Origin of the sequence: uncultured Erythrobacter sp. (genome assembly GCF_947492365.1) — a bacterium.
GTDB lineage: Bacteria > Pseudomonadota > Alphaproteobacteria > Sphingomonadales > Sphingomonadaceae > Erythrobacter.
Genome location: NZ_CANLMB010000001.1, coordinates 1,001,923 through 1,021,216, shown reverse-complemented (window position 1 = coordinate 1,021,216; position 19,294 = coordinate 1,001,923). Strand labels below are relative to the sequence as shown.

Annotated in this window: 17 protein-coding genes; 13 read left to right on the top strand and 4 right to left on the bottom strand. The window is 60.0% G+C overall.

Annotated elements, in window-relative coordinates; genetic code table 11:
* Nucleotides 1–21: 21 nt before the first annotated feature.
* Together Q0887_RS04965 and Q0887_RS04960 are read right to left on the bottom strand one after the other, a co-directional pair.
* Nucleotides 22–288, bottom strand: a complete 267-nt coding sequence (locus tag Q0887_RS04965; RefSeq protein WP_299195238.1) for a phosphopantetheine-binding protein — start codon at nucleotides 286–288, stop codon at nucleotides 22–24.
* Between the two features lie 140 nt (nucleotides 289–428).
* Nucleotides 429–1,412: a GNAT family N-acetyltransferase gene (locus Q0887_RS04960; protein WP_299192835.1), complete on the bottom strand. Its 984-nt coding sequence runs from the start codon at nucleotides 1,410–1,412 to the stop codon at nucleotides 429–431.
* A gap of 64 nt (nucleotides 1,413–1,476) precedes the next feature.
* On the opposite strand from Q0887_RS04960, the gene Q0887_RS04955 reads away from it, so the two are divergent.
* The 13 genes from Q0887_RS04955 to Q0887_RS04895 all read left to right on the top strand — a co-directional run bounded on the left by Q0887_RS04955 (nucleotide 1,477) and on the right by Q0887_RS04895 (nucleotide 17,710).
* Nucleotides 1,477–3,024, top strand: a complete 1,548-nt coding sequence (locus Q0887_RS04955) for an acyl-CoA ligase (AMP-forming), exosortase A system-associated (protein WP_299192834.1) — start codon at nucleotides 1,477–1,479, stop codon at nucleotides 3,022–3,024.
* Nucleotides 3,021–4,253, top strand: a complete 1,233-nt coding sequence (locus tag Q0887_RS04950; RefSeq protein WP_299192832.1) for a pyridoxal-dependent decarboxylase, exosortase A system-associated — start codon at nucleotides 3,021–3,023, stop codon at nucleotides 4,251–4,253. The genes Q0887_RS04955 and Q0887_RS04950 overlap by 4 nt, the downstream gene beginning before the upstream one ends.
* A 172-nt stretch (nucleotides 4,254–4,425) precedes the next feature.
* Nucleotides 4,426–5,067: an XrtA/PEP-CTERM system exopolysaccharide export protein gene (locus Q0887_RS04945; RefSeq protein ID WP_299192831.1), complete on the top strand. Its 642-nt coding sequence runs from the start codon at nucleotides 4,426–4,428 to the stop codon at nucleotides 5,065–5,067.
* A 16-nt stretch (nucleotides 5,068–5,083) separates the two neighbouring features.
* The gene (locus tag Q0887_RS04940) at nucleotides 5,084–6,607 is read left to right on the top strand and encodes an XrtA system polysaccharide chain length determinant (protein ID WP_299192829.1); all 1,524 of its coding nucleotides are present in this window, start codon (nucleotides 5,084–5,086) and stop codon (nucleotides 6,605–6,607) included.
* A 10-nt stretch (nucleotides 6,608–6,617) separates the two neighbouring features.
* Nucleotides 6,618–7,610, top strand: a complete 993-nt coding sequence (locus Q0887_RS04935; RefSeq protein ID WP_299192827.1) for a P-loop NTPase — start codon at nucleotides 6,618–6,620, stop codon at nucleotides 7,608–7,610.
* Nucleotides 7,611–7,612: 2 nt separating this feature from the next.
* Nucleotides 7,613–9,223: a preprotein translocase subunit YajC gene (locus tag Q0887_RS04930; protein WP_299192825.1), complete on the top strand. Its 1,611-nt coding sequence runs from the start codon at nucleotides 7,613–7,615 to the stop codon at nucleotides 9,221–9,223.
* A 22-nt stretch (nucleotides 9,224–9,245) separates the two neighbouring features.
* A complete protein-coding gene (locus Q0887_RS04925; RefSeq protein WP_299192823.1) occupies nucleotides 9,246–10,412 on the top strand; it encodes an XrtA/PEP-CTERM system-associated ATPase in 1,167 nt (388 codons plus the stop codon).
* A 2-nt stretch (nucleotides 10,413–10,414) separates the two neighbouring features.
* The gene (locus Q0887_RS04920) at nucleotides 10,415–11,338 is read left to right on the top strand and encodes an XrtA system polysaccharide deacetylase (protein ID WP_299192821.1); all 924 of its coding nucleotides are present in this window, start codon (nucleotides 10,415–10,417) and stop codon (nucleotides 11,336–11,338) included.
* Nucleotides 11,335–12,396 (top strand): FemAB family XrtA/PEP-CTERM system-associated protein, encoded by a 1,062-nt coding sequence (locus tag Q0887_RS04915; protein ID WP_299192819.1) that lies wholly within the window; start codon nucleotides 11,335–11,337, stop codon nucleotides 12,394–12,396. The genes Q0887_RS04920 and Q0887_RS04915 overlap by 4 nt, the downstream gene beginning before the upstream one ends.
* Before the next feature lie 10 nt (nucleotides 12,397–12,406).
* Nucleotides 12,407–13,633 (top strand): TIGR03087 family PEP-CTERM/XrtA system glycosyltransferase, encoded by a 1,227-nt coding sequence (locus tag Q0887_RS04910; RefSeq protein ID WP_299192817.1) that lies wholly within the window; start codon nucleotides 12,407–12,409, stop codon nucleotides 13,631–13,633.
* A complete protein-coding gene (gene xrtA / locus Q0887_RS04905; protein WP_299192815.1) occupies nucleotides 13,623–14,654 on the top strand; it encodes an exosortase A in 1,032 nt (343 codons plus the stop codon). Before Q0887_RS04910 ends, xrtA begins: the two co-directional genes overlap by 11 nt.
* Before the next feature lie 9 nt (nucleotides 14,655–14,663).
* A complete protein-coding gene (locus tag Q0887_RS04900; protein ID WP_299192813.1) occupies nucleotides 14,664–16,562 on the top strand; it encodes an XrtA/PEP-CTERM system amidotransferase in 1,899 nt (632 codons plus the stop codon).
* A gap of 224 nt (nucleotides 16,563–16,786) precedes the next feature.
* Nucleotides 16,787–17,710, top strand: a complete 924-nt coding sequence (locus tag Q0887_RS04895; RefSeq protein WP_299192812.1) for a crotonase/enoyl-CoA hydratase family protein — start codon at nucleotides 16,787–16,789, stop codon at nucleotides 17,708–17,710.
* A gap of 2 nt (nucleotides 17,711–17,712) precedes the next feature.
* On the opposite strand, the gene zapE is transcribed toward Q0887_RS04895, so the two are convergent.
* Both zapE and Q0887_RS04885 read right to left on the bottom strand, forming a co-directional pair.
* Nucleotides 17,713–18,828 carry a cell division protein ZapE gene (gene zapE, locus Q0887_RS04890; protein ID WP_299192810.1) on the bottom strand — a complete coding sequence of 372 codons (1,116 nt, stop codon included), beginning with the start codon at nucleotides 18,826–18,828 and terminating at the stop codon, nucleotides 17,713–17,715.
* The gene (locus Q0887_RS04885; protein WP_299192809.1) at nucleotides 18,825–19,286 is read right to left on the bottom strand and encodes a PaaI family thioesterase; all 462 of its coding nucleotides are present in this window, start codon (nucleotides 19,284–19,286) and stop codon (nucleotides 18,825–18,827) included. Before Q0887_RS04885 ends, zapE begins: the two co-directional genes overlap by 4 nt.
* Between the last annotated feature and the right edge of the window lie 8 nt (nucleotides 19,287–19,294).

Here is a 19,294-nt window from a genome sequence, read left to right as displayed (position 1 = left end):
GGGGCGCGAGCGCGGGCCGGATCAGCCCTCGGCCAGCTTGCCTTCTGCAAAGGCGAGCAAGCCGCCATAGGTTTCGAGCATCTCGCCATCGACATCGTCATCTTCGATCACGATGTCGAGCCGGTCTTCCATTTCGGTGAGCAAGCCAGCGACGGCCATCGAATCGAGTTCAGGCAGATGGCCGAACAAACCGCTCTCATCGGTCAACTCGCCCGCCTGCTCCTCGTCAATGCCGAGCACATCGCTGATGATCGATTTGAGCTCTCTATCGAGCGCCATGCGGCTCATCGGCAAGCCCGAAGCTTCTTCGCGAGCTTCAGTGCTTTCAGACAGGTCACCAGTGGCTGGGTTGGTGCTCATCTCACTTCGATCCTTCATGTCCGCCGCTCTTCGTGCAGCGCTGTTGCGATCCGGTTAGACCGGCGCCCTTACCGTCGCGGGGGGAGCGGCGCAAGTTCGGGGACATCATCAGACCGCAATCGGCCAAGTGTCAGGCGTGCAAGATCGATCCAAGCTTTGGGTGCAGCAAGGTTCAGACAATCGATCCGGTAACGCGGGCGCACCGCGTTCATCCAGTCGCTCTTATAGCTTTGATCGCCGGTGCCGAAGTCGACTTCATTCACGCGGTCGGTGTCTATGACATGTGCGAATAAAGCAGCCGAAAGAGTGGTTCCGGCGGACAGCTTCTTTGCGCTTTCGAGATAGGCGAGTTTGTGAATGAAGGCGGTTCCTGCTTCTACGGTCCAGCATTGCGCCGCGACCGGCTTGCCATCGTGCCACGCCATGCCAAACCGCAACCGTCCCGCTGCACCTTCTTCGCGTGCGAACTGGCGCAGCATGGCAGGGTGGTCTTCTTCGGGCTTCCAGCTGTCGGCGTAAATCGCCTCATAGTCGTCCCACAACGCTTCATCGAAGTGGGTTAGAACCTTGCACTCGACATGTTTGGCCTTGCGTTTGAAGGTCGTGCGCAAAGGGCCAGGGCGTTCGGCCCAATACTCGGCGAAGCTCTTGCCGCTGAGATGGAGGACATGATTGACATCGCAGCTGGTGACTTCAACCCTCCAACCCGCCTGCGCAAAAGCCTGCGCGAGCCGGGTGGCCGATCCGTCTTCGTCGGGCACGGGTTCGAGCGTGACGCGGTGCCCGCGGGATTTGAGCTGCCGTGCTATCTCGATCAATAACCGGTCGCCTTGCTTTCCTGCTGGAGCCAACTGGCGCCATGTAAAGCTATACCAATTGCGCAACGGAGTGATGCGAGCTGCATCTTCAATCAGTGCAAGTGCGGCGCTGTGATCCGCATCGCTAGCGATCGCAATCAGCGGCGTCAGACCTGTTTCGGCAAGCAGCGCATACCATTCGGCCCGATCAAACGGGGATACCGCAGGCGCGCCCTTTGCAAAGAGGTCTTGCAAGACGTTAACCCTGTCATGATACCGCGCTTCGATCACTTGACCCCAAAACCCTTTCAGGAACCTGATGCCCGATAGCCCCGATCTGACGCCTTACCCGCTTGACCATCTCGCCGAATTGGCGAGTGCGCGGGGGTATGGCGAGGCACCGGCGCTGGTGCTTCGTGACCGCGTGCTTAACCACGATGGGTTAAAGAGCTGTGTCGATTGGCTCGCCGGTTGGCTCGCGAGCGAAGTGTCTGCAAAGGGCTCAAGGGTTGCGACATGGGCGGCCAAGGGCGAGCTCACTTGCCTGATGCCATTGGCTGCGGCGCGAGCGGGACTCGTCCATGTGCCGATCAATCCGCTGCTCAAACGCGCGCAGGTTGCGCATATTCTGGCCGATAGCGGGGCGGTGATGCTGATCGGAACGCCCTCACGGCTCAAGACGCTGGAAGAAGGCGATGTCCGTGGCGATTGCGCGATCTGGAGCGAGAAGGACGCGCTAAGCGCGGCATATTCAGCTGAGATCCCGCATGGCCCCTCCAGCGCCGCCCCTGATGATCTGACCGCCATTCTCTACACGAGCGGATCAACCGGCAGACCAAAGGGCGTGATGTTGAGCCATGCCAATCTGTGGCTCGGCGCAGTGAGCGTGGCGCATTACGTCAAACTGGCGAGCGATGATGTGACGCTTGCGGTGCTGCCATTGTCGTTCGACTACGGTCAGAACCAGCTGCTTTCAACGTGGTATGCGGGCGGCTCGGTTGTCCCGCTGGATTTCCTGTTTCCGCGCGATGTGGCCAAGGCTTGCGCTAAGCATTCGGTGACGACATTGGCTGCAGTCCCGCCGCTATGGGTGCAATTGACCGAGCTAGACTGGCCCGCCGAAGCCAGCGGTCCGCTCCGCCGCCTGACCAACAGCGGAGGCGCTCTGACTACCGACCTCGTGAGCGATTTGCAGCGGACCTTTACTGAGGCAGACCTATACCCGATGTATGGTCTCACCGAAGCGTTCCGCTCGACCTATCTCGATCCCTCGCTGGTAGACGAGCACCCAACCTCGATGGGCACCGCAATTCCCTTTGCGGAGATTTTGGTCATCAATGATGAGGGCGAAGTCGCTGCGCCAGACGAAGAAGGCGAGCTAGTCCATTGCGGCCCTCTGGTTGCGCAAGGATATTGGCAAGATCCAGAGCGGACGGCTGAGCGTTTCAAGCAGGCACCTTCGCAATCGACCTACGCAGGTGTTGCTGTCTGGTCGGGCGACCGAGTGAAACGTGCAGAGAATGGCTTGCTCTATTTCGTCGGCCGCCGCGATGCGATGATAAAGAGCGCGGGCAATCGCATTAGTCCGCAGGAAATCGAGGAAGCGGCCATCGCAACCGACATGGTGGCCGAAGCTGTTGCGCTTGGCATTCCCGACGAACGGCTCGGCCATGCAGTGCATCTGGTGGTACGCGGGACTATGGACGGTAATGAGCAGGCGCAATTGCCCAAGGTTTTGCTGAAGGAGCTGCCCAATTTCATGCAGCCACAGATGATCCACTGGCGCGAGAAGTTGCCGCTCAACCCCAATGGCAAGATCGATCGCACGGCGCTTTATCGCGAGCTGACAGGGGAGGGTTCAGAATGAAGACCAAGGCACTTGGCCCCATTCCCGCAGGTTACGATGCGCTCGACGGTGAGCTAGCGATTGGGGGGCGGACCGCAAGCGATCTGGTCGCATCTGCTCGAAGCACGCCGCTGTTCGTCTATTCGCGTACGCATCTGGATCGACGCATGGCCGAATTGCGCGCCGCTCTGCCTAAGCGTGTCGGGATCAATTACGCGGTCAAAGCCAACCCGCACCCTGATGTGATCGCGCATATGGAGCCGCTGGTGGACGGGTTTGACATCGCCTCCTCGGGCGAACTGGCGATGGTGCAAGCGCAAAGAATTGATCCGACTCGGGTGAGTTTTGCGGGGCCGGGTAAGCGCGATGAAGAATTGGAAGCCGCGATTTCTGCGGGCGTCACGCTCAACTGCGAATCCGAAGGAGAAGCGGCGCGCTCGCTCCATATTGGACAGCGGATCGGTAAGACGCCGCGCATTGCGATACGGGTTAACCCTGATTTCGAGCTTAAAGGCTCGGGGATGAAGATGGGCGGAGGTGCAAAACCTTTTGGCGTCGACGCCGAACGTGTGCCCGCATTGGCGCGCTCGATCATCAATGAAGGAGCTGATTGGCGCGGCCTTCATATCTTCACAGGTAGCCAGGCTCTGAGTGCCGAAGCCATCTCGGAAACGCAGAGCAACGTGCTGAAACTGGCTGAGAAACTGTCCGGCGATATTGGAGAGCCGCTGCCCAAGCTCAATATGGGAGGCGGTTTTGGCATTCCCTATTTTCCGGGCGACGAGCCGTTGGATTTGGGCGCCGTGGGCAGTGCGCTTGAGCGCATGGTCGATAATCTCCCGGACAGCTTCGATGATACGCAATTATGCGTAGAACTCGGCCGGTATCTGGTTGGTGAGGCAGGGGTCTATCTTTGCCGCGTGATCGACAAGAAGGTGAGCCATGGCACCACATATCTCGTCACTGATGGGGGCCTTCACCACCAGCTCGCTGCATCGGGCAATTTCGGAACCGTCGTCAGGCGTAATTATCCAGTCGCGATCGCGTCCAACTACTCAGGCGAAGCACAGGATGTGGTTAACGTTGTGGGCTGCCTTTGCACGCCGTTAGACCGGCTTGCTGATGCGGCTCTGCTACCAGCTGCCGATGTTGGCGATATCGTCGCGGTGTTCTGCGCGGGTGCCTATGGCGCCACCGCATCCCCGTCGGCGTTTCTGGGGCACGGGGCAGCTACTGAGCTGCTTGTTTAGGCTTTGGTAAGACACTGTCCCGAAACGGGATAGGGCTGCATTCGAGTCGGTATCACTAACATTATGTTCACCATTATCAGCGAGAAACTGCGGGTCATTCACGGACCCGGTTTGTGCAGGTAGCTCCTGCGCGTCCATCCTGGTCCGTTCACCTGACCAAGGATACGTATCGATGTTTAACTCGCTGTCACTCGCCCGGCTTACGGGAATTGCTTTTGCAAGCGTCACTCTAGCCTCCTGTGCGGGTAGCGGTGCTGAACTGCCTTCTGCAAGCTATGCGGGCGAACAGAACGCGCCGAGCGAGGAGTACATCATTGGCCCGCTCGATCAGCTGACCATCCATGTCTGGCGCAATCCTGAATTGAGCGCTGAGAACATCCAGGTCCGCCCCGATGGACGGATCACCATTCCGCTGGTGCGTGACATGCCCGCTGTCGGCAAGACCGCGACCCAGCTGCAGAACGATATTCACGACGAACTGGTTCGTTACATCGAGCAGCCTATTGTCTCGGTGATCGTGAGCGAGTTCAATTCTACATTCGACCAGCAAATCCGGGTGGTTGGCTCGACCGAGCAGCCCGCAAGCTTGCCTTACCGTGCGAACATGACTGTGCTCGACGCGATGATCGCGGTGGGCGGACTGGGCGAATTTGCTGCGGGCAACCGCGCAAAATTGCTGCGCATCAACCGCACAACCGGAGAGCAGGTGGAATATCGCCTGCGTCTCTCCGATCTGCTCAAGCGCGGTGACAGCAGCGCCAATGTAATGCTGCGCCCGGGCGACACAATCATCATTCCGGAGAGCCGTTTCTAAGGCGCGTGGCTGACATATGAACGAGATCTTCGAAGAACTGCGCACAGCGCTCTATTCGGTCTGGCATCGCCGCTGGCTTGCGCTGGCGGTGACGTGGGGCGTGTGCCTGCTGGGTTGGCTGGTCGTTGCCATGATCCCCAACACCTACGAATCCAGAGCGCGCATCTATGTCGATACCGACGATGTGCTGTCTGACCAGCTGGGCATTGCGGGCAACGGACAAGAAGAAATCACCAAGGTTCGCCAAACCCTGCTCAGTTCGGTCAATCTGGAAAAAGTCATCACTTCGACCAAGCTGGGTGAAGAAATCACCGGCCGGTCCGAGATGGATTCCGCGATTGCGCGCCTCGCCGAGAACGTGCGGGTCGAAAGTGAAGAGGATAACCTCTTTTCGATCACGGCCGAAGTAGGCGTGGGCGGGTTGAGCGATCCGGAAAACGCCGTTCTGGCGCGCAATGTCGTGCAGAAGCTGCTCGACATCTTCCGCGAAGAGCACATTTCCGGCGGCCGAGCAGAGATCAGCAGCGCGATCGCCGATCTCAACGAACAACTTGATGAACGCAAACTCGAACTCGAATCCGCTGAAGAGCGCCGCCTGGCGTTTGAAGCACAATATCCCGATCTGATCGGCGGTCCCGCGGCGCTTACGACACGTGTGCAAAACGCTCGCACCGAACTGCGCGACATTGAAGCCGATCTTGCTGCCGCTGAAAGCGCGTTGGTGTCGCTTAACGGCCAGCTCGCCAACACGCCTCGTACAGTTGCCGGCGGTTCTGGCGATGTCGGTCCGCGCGGTGCGTTGCTTCAGGCGCAATCACAGCTCGCAAGCTTGCGTTCGCGCGGTTTGACTGATGAGCACCCCGATGTTGTATCGACGCGCCGTCAGGTAGATCTGCTCGCGCGCCAGGTCGCAGCAGAAGGGACAGGTCAGGCCTCGGGTACGCCCAATCCAACCTATTCATCGCTGCTCGCTCTTCGGGCTGACCGTCAGGCCAGCGTGGAATCGCTTCAGGCCCGCCGTGCTGCGATCCAGTCGATGCTGGCTTCACTCGCGGCAAGTCAGGCCTCCGAACCTGCGGTTGCCGCGGAAGCGAACCGGATCAGCCGTGACTATGATGTGCTGCGGACCAATTACGAACGGCTGCTCGAGGATCGTGAGAAACTGCGCACGCGCGGCGATGTGATCGACGAGACGAGCCAGTTCAAATTCGATCTGGTTGACCCTCCTGTGGTCCCACAATCGCCTGCTGCTCCCAATCGCCCCTTACTCCTCTTGGGAGTGCTGTTCGCCGGCATCGCCGCCGGGGCAGGGGTTGCTTATGTGCTTTCGCAGCTTCGTTCTAGCTACGCGACTCCACAGAAGCTCGAAAAGTCGATGGGGCTGCCGGTGATCGGGTCAATCTCTCTTACCGTGTCCGAAACCGCGAAGGAACTGCGGCGCAAACGGTTCAAGCAATTTGTCGGAGGCTGCGCGGGCCTTTTCGGCGTCTTGGTAATCCTTCTTGCGATCGAGATCGTCTCGGTCGGAACGATTGCGTGAGGGGGATGCAATGACCGAGCAAAGCAAAATCAATCGCAAGGGCGCAAAGCCAGGCTCCCTGTTCGAGCGTGCCGATCAGGCATTCGGGCTCGACAGGCTGGGCGGCGCATCGGTGCCGCGCAATCTACCGCTAGCGCGCAAGCCCGCCGCAAGGGCGAAGCCGCAATCGGCACCTGCCTCAGTGGCTCCTAGCCGTGTCGCTGCGTCAGAACAGGTCGATAAACCCGTTGCACCTCAAGCAGCTCCTGAGCCTACTGCGGAGCCCGCAGTTACACTTCGCGGTCCGCGTTTGGAGATTGACCGAGAACTGCTCCACGATGCAGGCCTGATCGTTCCCGAGGATCCGGTGACGGGCCTTCTCGAGGAATTCCGGATCGTGAAGCGCGAATTGCTAGCCGATGCGCGTGCAAGCTCTGATCCGACCGCACGCCGCATCCTGGTCTGCTCACCCCATCCGGGCGAGGGTAAGACCTATTGTGCGACCAATCTGGCCATTGCGCTCGCTGCTGAACGCGATGTCGAAGTGGTGCTGGTCGATGCCGATCTGCTCAATCCTTCAGTCGCTCGCCGCCTCGGGATCGAGACCGGGGAAGGCCTGATGGACGCATTGTCCGACAGCAGAATCCTGCCGGAGGACCTTGTCTCGCCGACCGATATTGACGGGCTTTTCATAATGCAGGCGGGCACCAGCACGTCGCGCGATTCCGAAAACCTGACAAGCACGCGCACCGCCGAAGTGCTCGATAGACTTACCCGCAGCGCTCCCAATCGTTTCGTGATCTTCGATACGCCGCCTGCCTTGGCCGCATCGCCTGCTGCCGAATTGGCTGCCTATGTCGGTCAGGCATTACTGGTTGTGCGCGCGGATCAAACTGGCCGTGCCGCGCTCGAAGACGCCCGCCAATTGCTGTCAGCCTGTCCCGATATCAAACTGCTGCTTAACGCAGCGCAATTCAGCCCGTCTGGCCGCCGTTTTGGCGACTATGGCGAAAGGGAGGAATGACCATGCGCTTCCATACGAAGACGCTGATTTTCGGCTCCGCAGCCTTCGCAGTTGCGACGCCTGCCAATGCGCAAGAGCAAGGCGATGATCGCAGGATCACGGTTGGACCCTATATCGAGGTGAGCCAAGTGCTCTCTGCCGAGCTGACCCCCGGGGACGAGGTTTTGACCTTTACTCAAGTTGCAGCAGGCGTCGATGTGAATGCTCAAGGTCGCAATAGCGGGGCCTCGGTCTCGGTCCGTTATGAGCGCAACATTGGTTTTGGTGACGCCGTCGATACCGATACCGTGAGCGGCATCGCGCGCGGTTATGTCTCAGTGATCCCCCAAACGCTCAATCTGGAAGCAGGCGCGCTGGCAAGCCGCGCACGCGTTGACGGGGGTGGAGGGGTCTCTCCCAACCCGCTGGTCAGCGCAGATGCGACCAGCCAGACTTATGCGTTCTACGCCGGACCAACCTTGGCAACCAATGTCGGGGCGGTCGAAGTCACCGCCAACGCGCGGGTCGGCTATAACCGGTTTGAGGCGAGTGACGCCGTGATCGACGCCAATGGTGATCCTGTTGACGTGTTCGATGACAGCGTGACCTATTCCGGACAGGTGCGCGCAGGGACACGTCCCGGCGATATTCTTCCAGTGGGCCTTGCGGTGACTGCGGGCGCTTATCAGGAAGATATCTCCAACCTCGATCAACGCGTGCGCGACACTTACGTGCGCGGCGATGTAACCGTGCCTCTAAGCCCCTCTTTCGCGGTTGTCGGCGGTGTCGGTTATGAAGATGTTGAAGTGTCGAGCCGTGATGCCTTGCGCGATGTCAATGGCGATCCGGTGATTGGCGCAGATGGCCGTCTTGTTACGGACAGCGCGTCGGACCGCCTCATCGCATTCGATGTCGATGGATTGCTGTGGGATGTTGGCGTGCTTTGGCGGCCTAGCTCGCGCACGTCGCTTCAGGCGAGTATTGGCGAGCGCTACGATTCGACGACCTATTACGGCAGCTTTACCTATGTGCCTGACGCTCGCAGCGCGCTGAACATCTCAGCTTATGACAGCATCTCGGGTCTTGGCGGCGCGCTCAACAACTCGCTGGCGAGCCTTTCGAGCGACTTCGTCGCTTCGCGCAATCCGGTGTCAGGCGACTTTAGCGGTCTGGTTTCGGGCGGCGAAGGCAGCGGACTTATCAGCTCGCTTGGCTCGGTTCGATCAGCTGCTTTCCGCGGTCGCGGTGTGAATGCAAGCTACCAGCGCCGCATTGGCCGCCTGAATGCAGCGATTGGGGCTGGATATGACCGCCGTACCTTTATCGCCGCAGCCGGAAGCGCGCTCGAAGCCGCCGACGGTGTGACTGATGAAAGCTATTACATCACCGGGTCGCTAAGCCGCCAGCTGGGCCGCAGCGCCCAGTTGCAAACCAACGCCTATGTTAACTGGTTCGATGCGGGCAACACCGATGGTGACCTTACCGCATTTGGTGCGTCGGCGGCTTACAGCCGTTCGATCACCGACAAACTCTCGGCCCGTGCAGCTCTGGCGGTTGATTACTTCGAAAGCGATTTTTCCGCTGAAGATTTCGCAACCGCAACCGCGCTGCTTGGCCTGCGCTACGATTTTTGATCCCTGGGGGGACGAGGACGATATGTACGATCAATATTATGGCTTGAGCGGACGACCATTCCAGCTGACGCCCGATCCCGATTTCTACTTTGAAAGTGGCAGTCACAAGAAGGCGATGAGCTATCTTGGATACGGCCTAAATCAGGGTGAGGGCTTCATCGTCATCACCGGCGAAGTTGGTGCGGGTAAGTCCACGCTGGTTGCGCATCTGATGCAGCGGATCAATCCAGAGGAGCTGACGGTTGCGCAGGTCGTTACCTCGGCGCTCGACGGTGAAGAGCTGATCCATGTGGTCGCGCAAAGCTTTGGCATCGAGATCGAAGGCAAAGATAAGGCAACCGCACTGGGCGCTATCGAGCGTTTCCTTCAGGAAGAAGCACGCGAAGGGCGCCGCTGCCTGCTGGTGGTCGACGAGTGCCAAAACCTTGAATTCACCGCGCTTGAAGAGCTGCGGATGCTGTCTAACTTCCAGCTCGGATCGCACCCGCTCCTGCAGAGCCTGTTGCTCGGCCAGCCTGAGTTTCGCCGCACGCTCGCGCATCATCCTGACCTCGATCAGCTGCGTCAGCGGATCATTGCATCGCATCATCTCGAGGCGCTCGATGAGGACGAAGTTGAGGACTACATCAACCACCGGCTTGGTCATGTAGGCTGGGACGGTCGCCCAATCTTTGAAGAAGGGTTGCTGCCCGCGCTCTACACCGCGACGGGCGGTATTCCGCGCCGGGTAAACCAGGTAATGAACCGCCTGATGCTGCTAGGAGCAATCGAAGAGCAGGACCGGATCACCACCGCGATGCTCGACGTCGTGATGGCAGAGATGAGCGCCGACCAGTCGCGTGGCTCGCGTGAGGAAGCAGGCGCGCTGAGCATCGAACCCGAAGCGCCCGCAGCTGTCGCAGTGGCCGCAACCGAACGAGACATCGGCAGTGTTCCCGCTACTGAAGTAGCCGCTTTGCTGGCCGAACGAGATGAACGCACGGCCGAGCTGCAAGCCGCCATCAGCGAACTGCAAGCTGCAGGCTGCGAACCCGTTGCCGAAGACCGTTATGGCGCTGGTGAAGACGAGCTTGGTGAAGCGCTCGGCCGGATCGAATCGCGGCTCGAAGAGCAAGAGCGCAGCTTCCGCCACGTGCTGACCATGCTGATCGAATGGCTTGAGGACGACAATTCGCGCGAGGCGGCCTGAGCATGAATGCACAGAGCCCCTTTCCCAATACTGATACACGCGTCGTCAACGGCCTGTCGGTCGATGTCGAGGACTGGTTTCAGGTCGGTGCGTTCGAGAATGTGATCGAGCGCGGCGACTGGGACTCCATTGCCACGCGCGTGGAAGACAATGTTTCGCGCATCCTCGACCTGTTCGCTGAAGCTGGTGTCAGTGGCACCTTCTTCACTTTGGGCTGGGTGGCTGAGCGCCATCCTGCATTGATCCGCCGTATCGCCGAAGCCGGGCACGAAGTCGCCAGCCACGGCTATGACCATGCCCGCGTCTTCACTTTTGACCGCAAGAGCTTCGCTGCAGACATCAAGCGCGCGCGCAAAATCCTCGAAGACTGCACCGGACAGCGCGTAACCGGATATCGCGCGCCGAGCTTTTCCATCGACCAACGCACCCCGTGGGCATTCGAGGAGCTGGCTGCGGGAGAATATGCCTATTCCTCCAGCGTCGCTCCGGTTGCGCATGACCATTATGGCTGGCCTGACGCGCCGCGCTTTGCCTTTCGCCCAATTTCTGGCTCGCAACTGGTTGAAATTCCGGTGACGACTGCCTTGCTTGGCGGTCGCCGCGTGGCCGCCGGTGGTGGGGGCTTCTTTCGCGTCTTGCCTTATGCATTCTCGCGCTGGGCGATCCGTCAGGTTAACCGCGACGAAGGGCGTCCCGCTGTCTTCTACTTCCATCCGTGGGAGGTCGATCCCGGCCAGCCACGTGTCGCCAATGCGCCGCTGCGCTCGAAATTCCGGCATTATACTGGCCTAGAAAAAATGGCGGGCAAACTCCACGATCTTGTGCACGAATTCCGCTGGGGCCGGATGGACCAGATCGCCCATCGGGAAGCGCTGCGTGCGGTAGAACTTTGCCAGATCACTCCCTCGCAGGACGAAGCCGCGTGAACGCTCCGATTGATATGTCCCGCGCTGTCAAAGTGGCGGATCTTTCCGACGCCGAAACCTGCGCGCGGATTGAAGCCTATGTGTGCGAGAGCAAGGCAAGCCTGTTTCATTTGCCCGCTTGGCTGAAAGCGGTTGAGACCGCGACCGGCCACCGAGCGAGCGGGCTATACGCTGAACAGATGGGTGCGATCACAGGATGGTTGCCGCTAACCGAATTGCGCTCCGGCCTTTTCGGCAAAGTGATGATCTCAAGCGGCTTTGGCGTCGGAGGCGGCATTGTGGCTGACAATGTCGAGGCGGCCGAAGTCCTGGCTGAATGCGCCGCTGAACAGGCGGGATATGGAAAATTCACCCATATCGAGCTGCGCGGCGGGTACATGCCGATGGACTGGCGCCGATGGGATGACAAACATTGCGGCTTTGTCCGCGATCTTGCGATGGACGATGAGGCAGAATTGCTCGCAATCCCGCGCAAAGCCCGCGCCGAAGTGCGCAAGGGGCTCAAGAACGGTCTCGACGTTCGCGTTGGACGGTCGGACAGCGACATCGCTGCGCATTACGCTGCGTATAGCGAAAGCGTTCGCAATCTCGGCACGCCGGTGTTCCCGAAGTCGCTTTTCACCGCGATGCTCGAAGCTTTCCCCGATAGCAGCGATATTCTCACAGTCTCGCGCTACGGAAAGCCGCTTGCGAGCGTGCTGTCATTTTACCACAACGGCGCGGTATTGCCGTTCTGGGGCGGGGGCACTTTTGCGGCGCGCGGGGCGCGGGCGAACGAGCTGATGTATTATGAGCTGATGCTCCACGCTCGCCGCCGCGGAATGAAGCGGTTTGACTTCGGGCGATCCAAGACAGGCAGCGGGCCATACAATTTCAAGAAGAACTGGGGTTTCACACCCGAGCCACTCTCTTATGCCGAGTGGACAGCACCTGACGCCGAGCCGCGCGACGTTGATCCCACCAGCGCCGCCTATGCCCGCAAGATCGCGCTCTGGAAAAAGCTTCCGCTTCCCATTGCCAATCTGATCGGGCCTGCGATCGCGCGCGATCTCGGCTGAGGAGGCAGCGTTGGGAGACATCCTCTTTCTGGCACACAGGGTCCCGTTTCCCCCCAATCGCGGGGACAAAATTCGTGCGCATCATTTGCTGAAGAAGCTCGCCAGAATTGCGCCGGTTCACGCAGGCTGCGTTGCCGAAAGTGAAGAGGATCGCGCGGGCAAGGAAGAGCTCGACGCGATTACGGCCACACATTGCATTGCTGACCGGAACAAACCTCTGGCGCTTGCCGGTGTTGAGGCGCTGTTGAAGCAGAGGCCGGTAAGCCTCACCGCCTTTGATAGCCCGCGGCTAAGGAGCTGGGTGCGCGAAACGATTGCTGCGCACAACGTCACAACGATTGTCATCTTCTCCGGTCAGATGGGCCAATATGTGCCTGACCATTTTGACGGGCGAGTGGTGATCGATCTGTGCGATGTCGATAGCGCAAAGTTTGAAAACTATGCCGCTGCCGGACAACGCGCTTGGATCAATGCGCGCGAAGGGCGGTTGCTCGCGCAAGAAGAAGAACGGCTTGCTCGCCGCGCAGATGCCACTGTGCTCATCAGCGAAAATGAAGCGGCCTTGTTCCGCTCACGTCTGAGTGCACCCGCACTCGTAAATGTGCAGGTGATCGGCAACGGGATTGACGCTGCCTTCTTCGACCCGGCGAAGTCGCAGCCACACACGGAACTTACGCCAACAACTGGTCCGCACTTCGTTTTTACCGGCCAGATGGACTACTCGCCCAACGAAGAGGCGGCCCTGTGGGTAGCGCGCGAGTTTATGCCGCGCATGCGACAGCTTGAGCCGCAAGCAAGGTTCCATATTGTTGGCAGGAACCCGACCAAGTCCTTGCTCGCCTGCGACGGCACCAACGGAGTGAAGGTATGGGGCGAAGTCGCCGATGTGCGGCCTTTCATTGCTGGAGCAAGCGCTGTCCTCGCTCCCCTGCAGATTGCGCGGGGAGTGCAAAACAAAGTGCTCGAAGCGATGGCGATGGCACGCCCTGTAATACTCTCACCGCAAGCCGCGACCGGCATCAACGCGAAAGATGGTGAAGACTGGCTGCTCTGCGAGAACGATGCGCAGCTTATGGCAGAACGCGCTGCGGGACTGCTGCAAGACAAGGATGCGATGTTCGATCTGGGTAGCCGGGCGCGGCAATTTGTGCTCGATCATCATGATTGGGACGCGATGCTTTCGCCGCTGGATTCCTTGCTCGATGCCGAAGCGTGGGAGGCTCAGAATGTCGCTTGATTCCACGAGCCAGAATTCACCCTCGCAGAGCCTCGCTGCCCTGTTGCCCGAAGCTTGGCGCATGACGCTGGCGACGCTTGTGATCGGCGCCGTTGCTGTGATGGCGATTGCGGCGCGCGAATGGGGCGAGATGTTCCACCAATGGTGGGACATCGACACCTACACCCATATCCTGCTGGTTCCGCTCATCATCGGATGGCTGGTCAGCATGAAGATCGGTGAATTGGCCAAGATCACTCCGCGCGCGTGGCTTCCGGGGCTCGCGCTGGTTGCCGCTGGGCTGGCGCTATGGGTCGCGGGGCGGGCGAGCGACATAAACCTTATCGCTCATGCAGGGGCGGTGGGCGCTCTGCAGGGCGTGGTTGTGACTGCGCTGGGCCTCCGCGCGAGCCTTGTGTTGGCACTGCCCATTGCGTTCGGCGTGTTCCTCGTGCCGATGGGCGATGAGATCATTCCGCAGTTGCAGGCTATAACCGCCGATATTGCGGTCGCTTTGACTCTGTGGAGCGGCATTCCTGCCGTGGTCGACGGGATCTATATCGACACACCGGTTGGCCTGTTCATTGTGGCTGAGGCCTGTTCGGGCGTGAAGTTCCTTGTCGCAATGATTACGCTCGCTGTTCTGGTCTGTTTCACCCGCTTCGAAAGCTGGAGCAGGCGCGCCTGTTTCATGGCGCTCTCCATCATCGTCCCGATCATTGCCAACGGCGTTCGCGCGTGGGGCACGATCTATATCGCGCAGAGCCAGGGCCTAGAATTCGCCGCGGGTTTCGATCACATCTTCTATGGCTGGATATTCTTTGCGATTGTGGTCGCATTGGTCCTTGCCGCGGCGTGGCGGTTCTTCGAGCGCGAGCCGGAGGAGTTTGGCTGGAGCTCTGACGAAGTCGAGGGCTTGGCCCTGACAAAACTCGCCGCTCGCCAATCCGTCAGCCCGATTGTCGCGATTGCCGGTTTTGCAGCGCTCTCCATCACCGCGGCCATCGCTGCGAGGATTGTCGCTACTGCAGCCTTGGGCTAACCGCCGATCATGTGCGGAATTGCTGGTCTCTTTCATGCGGAAACGCCCAAGCCCGTCGATCCTGCTCGGGTCGAGCGGATGTGCACCGCAATGGCGCATCGCGGGCCGGATGGCGCAGGTGTCTGGACCGAACACGGCGTAGGGCTGGGGCACCGGCGCCTCTCTGTCATCGACGTCGAAGGCTCCCCCCAGCCTATGCTTTCAGCTGACGGCCGTGCGGTGATCGCTTTTAACGGCGAGATCTACAATTTCCGCGAATTGCGCCGCGAGCTTGAGCGCGATGGCGCCAAATTCCGAACGTCAGGCGATACTGAGGTGATCCTCGCCGCGTGGCAGCGCTGGGGCGTTGATTGCCTGGACAAGCTCCACGGAATGTTTGTCATCGCGCTCTACGATCTCGACACGCGGCAATTGCTGCTGGCACGCGATCGTTTCGGGGTGAAGCCGTTGCATCTGGCGAGGCTTTCCGACGGCAGCTTAGCCTTTGCGAGCGAGTTGAAAGGACTGCTTGCGCACCCGCTAATACGCCGCAGGGTCGATCCGCAGGCGCTCGATGCCTATCTCACCTGGGGTTATGTGCCGGATAGCCATGCGATCCTGTCTGGCGTCCAAAAGCTCGCAGCGGGCCATTTCCTTCTGCTCGAACAGGGCAAGCCGGTGCCGCAACAGCGCCGCTGGTACGACATCAGCTTTGCCGAACGCGCAAAGGGAAGCGAGGCGGACCTTTCGGCAGAACTTGTCCACCTGATGCGCGAAGCGGTGCAATCGCGCATGGTTTCCGACGTCCCGTTGGGTGCATTTCTATCTGGCGGAGTCGATTCCTCCAGCGTCGTCGCTTTGATGAGCGAGGCCAGCGCGGAGCCGGTGCGCACTTGCTCGATTGGCTTTGACGTCGAAGGTCTGGATGAAACCAGCTACGCAAAGCAGATCGCCGAGCAGTTTGGCACAGCCCATGACAGCCGCATTGTCGGGCAAGAGGATTTTGGCGCGCTCGATCAGCTTGCTGGCATGTTTGACGAGCCCTTTGCAGATGCCTCCGCATTGCCGACATGGCGCGTGTGCCAGCTTGCCCGCGAAAAGGTGACGGTGGCTTTATCCGGCGATGGAGCGGATGAGGCTTTTGCGGGCTACCGCAGGCAGGTGTTTCACCACAATGAAGAGCGCGTTCGCTCGCTTTTGCCATCGGGCCTGCGCGGCTCGCTGTTCGGGACGCTCGGGCGCTTTTGGCCCAAGGCGGATTGGGCACCGCGCCCCTTACGCGCCAAGGCGACCTTGCTGGCGCTCGCCGAAAGCGGAGAAGAGGGCTATGCGCGCGGTCTTTCCGTGACAACGCCTGAAGCGCGCGCCGCGCTTTATTCCAGCGGCTTTGCCGATGGACTTGGCGGGTTCCGGGGGGAGGATGAGTTAATCGCTCTTATGCGGGCAGCGCCTGCGCAAAGCGGGCTCGACCGCGCACAATATGCGGACCTCACTTTCTGGCTTCCCGGAGACATCCTTACCAAGGTAGACCGCACCAGCATGGCGGTGAGCCTCGAGGCGCGCGAACCGCTGCTTGACCATCGTCTGGTCGAATTTGCCGCGCGTCTGCCCGACAAATTGCGAGTGCAGGGGAGCACCGGCAAATATCTGCTCAAGAAGTGCATGGAGCGCTATTTGCCGCGCGACATCCTCTACCGGCCCAAACAGGGGTTTGTGACCCCAATTGCCGAATGGTTGCGCGGGCCTCTCAGCGCAGAGGCTCGGGCGATTGGATCGAGTTCGGTTCTTGCCCAGTCGGGTTGGTTTGCTCCGCGCGCGATTTCGGACCTTGCCGAGGCGCATATTTCGGGCCGAGCGGACAATTCGCGCGTCTTGTGGCAGTTGCTGATGTTGGAAAAGTCGCTCGCCCAACTTGAGGTTAGCGGTTGATGATGCGGACCCGCCCGCGAATTATCCACAACTGTCAAATATTCGCAGCAATATCAGTCTCAATTGACCCGTTTTGAGACTCTGGCCGCCTGATTCCTTCAATAATTCATTTGCTTCCTTTCCAACCGGTAGATTACAACTCGTTACGTAGCAGGCCAAGAGGTCGCTCATTAGATTGGCGTTCAGGCGCCAAGGGTCGCAGGGTCAGAGCGGAGTATTGGGTGATGGACAGCAGCGCCAGCCGGGCAGTTCCATTGACAAGTGAAGATGAATTGCTCGCTGAAAGCGTGCTGCATTCGGCTATTCCAGACGAATTGTTCCGCCTGTCAGAACTTGATGTTCTTTATGAAGATACAAGTGCAACGCTCTGGACTTACATTAATCCTGTAGGCCGCCCCAGCTTCACTCCATCGATGCTAGACGACTTTGAAAAGTGGCAGGACCTGATCGAGGCCGGCTTTGGTCCGGGAAAGGTTCCGCTGCGCTATCTGGTGCTGGGAAGCCGTGCGCCGGACGTGTTCTGCTTCGGCGGCGACCTCGATCTTTTCCAGCAGCTGATCCGCGAACGCAATCGCGAGGCGTTGGTCAAATATGGCCACCGTTGCTGCGCAATCCTCGACCGGAACATCCGGACGCTCGACATTCCGATGCTCACGATCGGACTGGTGCAAGGCACTGCGCTGGGCGGAGGGTTCGAGGCATTGCTGTCATTCGACTATATCATTGCCGAGCGACAAACGACCTTTGGCCTGCCCGAGGTGATGTTTGGTCTTTATCCCGGCATGGGCGCGCATGCCTTGCTGACGCGTAAGCTTGGTAGCGCGATGGCTGACCGCATCATCGTTTCAAACGAGACTTATACCGCTGAACAGATGTACGACATGGGCATTGTTCACGCGCTTGCAGAGCCCGGCGATGGACTGAATGCAGTGCGCGACTTCATCAAGAAGTCCGACCGCCGTCACGCAGGTCTAGTCGGGGCACGCCGTGCGACCAAGCGCGTGTGGCAGCTGCAGCTTGAAGAGCTCAACAGGATTACCGAGCTGTGGGCCGACACCGCGCTGCAATTGCGCGAGCAGGACCTCAAGGTGATGAGCCGTCTCGTCGCTGCACAAGGCCGCCTGGCTGAGCGTATTGCTGCTGCCTGAGCTTAGTGCTCCGCGCCGTGGCCTAGGGCCATGTATTCATCGCTTTGCATTTCATTGAGCCGGCTTGCCGTACGCTCGAATTCAAAGCTGCCGTCACCTGCTTTGTAGAGGTCATCGGGCCGCGTTTCTGCGGTTGCGAACAATTTGACCCGGTGTTCGTAAAGCGCGTCGATCAGTGTCACAAAGCGCGCCGCTTCGTTGCGCTTTTCCGGCCCCATCAGCGGGATGCCGACGAGGATCACGGTGTGAAAGGCGCGCGCAATGGCGAGGTAGTCGGGCGCACCGCGAGCCTCTGCACAAAGCCTTTTGAAACTGAAGACGCCTACGCCTTTGAGTGACTTTGGCACATGGATGGTGCGCTTCTGACCGATTGCGAGTTCCTCAGATGGAACATTGGCAGCATCCTCGGGCGCGAAGTCGGTGAGGCGGAAGAAGGCCTCGCGCACCTTGGCGGTTGCCTCATCACCCAGCGGCGTGTGCCATGTCGCCAGATCGCCAATCCGGTCGAGCCGGTAGTCAGTCGGACCGTTCAACCCGAGCACGTCCAGCTCCTGCTCGATCAGGTCGATGAAGGGCAGGAAGTGCTCGCGGTTGAGGCCGTCTTTGTAGAGGTCGCTCGGCGGGCGGTTCGAGGTGGTGACGATCACGACGTCCTGCTCGCGGATCAGGTGGGTGAACAGCCTGCTCATGATCATCGCATCGGCCGAGTTGTTGACCACCATCTCGTCAAAGGCGAGCACGCGCACATTCTCGGACAGCTTCTGTGCAACCGGCGGTATTGGATCGCCTTCATGGGTCTGGCGGGCAAGGCGCATTTCCTCGTGCACTTCCTGCATGAAAGCGTGGAAGTGGACGCGGCGTTTCTCCGTGAGCGAGAGTGTTTCGTGGAACAGGTCCATCAGCATCGACTTTCCGCGTCCGACGCCGCCCCACATATAGACGCCCTCGCAGCGATCCTGTTTGCGGCCGAAGAACTGACCCAGCAATCCGCCGGGACGCTGTGCCTCCAGCTCCTTTTGCAGCCGGTCGAGCCTAACAGCAGCGCGGCGCTGATCGGGGTCCGCGCGTAGCTCGCCCGCCGCGATCAGCTGCTCGTACCGGGCGAGCATCCGGGTCAATTGCGCGGCTTCATCTTGCGCACGATGCCTGAGTAGCTCGCGACCACGTCCTCATCCTGCACACACTGCCCGCGGATGAAGACCAGCTTGCCGGTCTCGCGCACGATCTCGTTCACCGCGTCGAGAGGGCGCGTCATGTCACCGGCTCCGACGAACTGAGTGGACAGCTCCAGCGTTACCGAAGGCCCCGCATTGCCGCTGCCGATCGTGTGCATCGTTGTGAACATCGAGATGTCGATCAACGCCAGCGTCACTGCGCCGTGGATGATGCCTTGCAGGTTCTCATGCCGACGCTCCGGGAACATCCGCAGCCGCGCCTTACCATCCTCGTCGAGCCGCGTGATCAGGCGCCCCATGACCGCGCCGTTGAACAGCGTCTCGTCCTTGAGGTTCCAGTGCCGCCAACCGGGGTTCTCCGGATCAGGCCCGTGTTCGAATACGTCTTCGCTCAGCGCCATGTCACGCG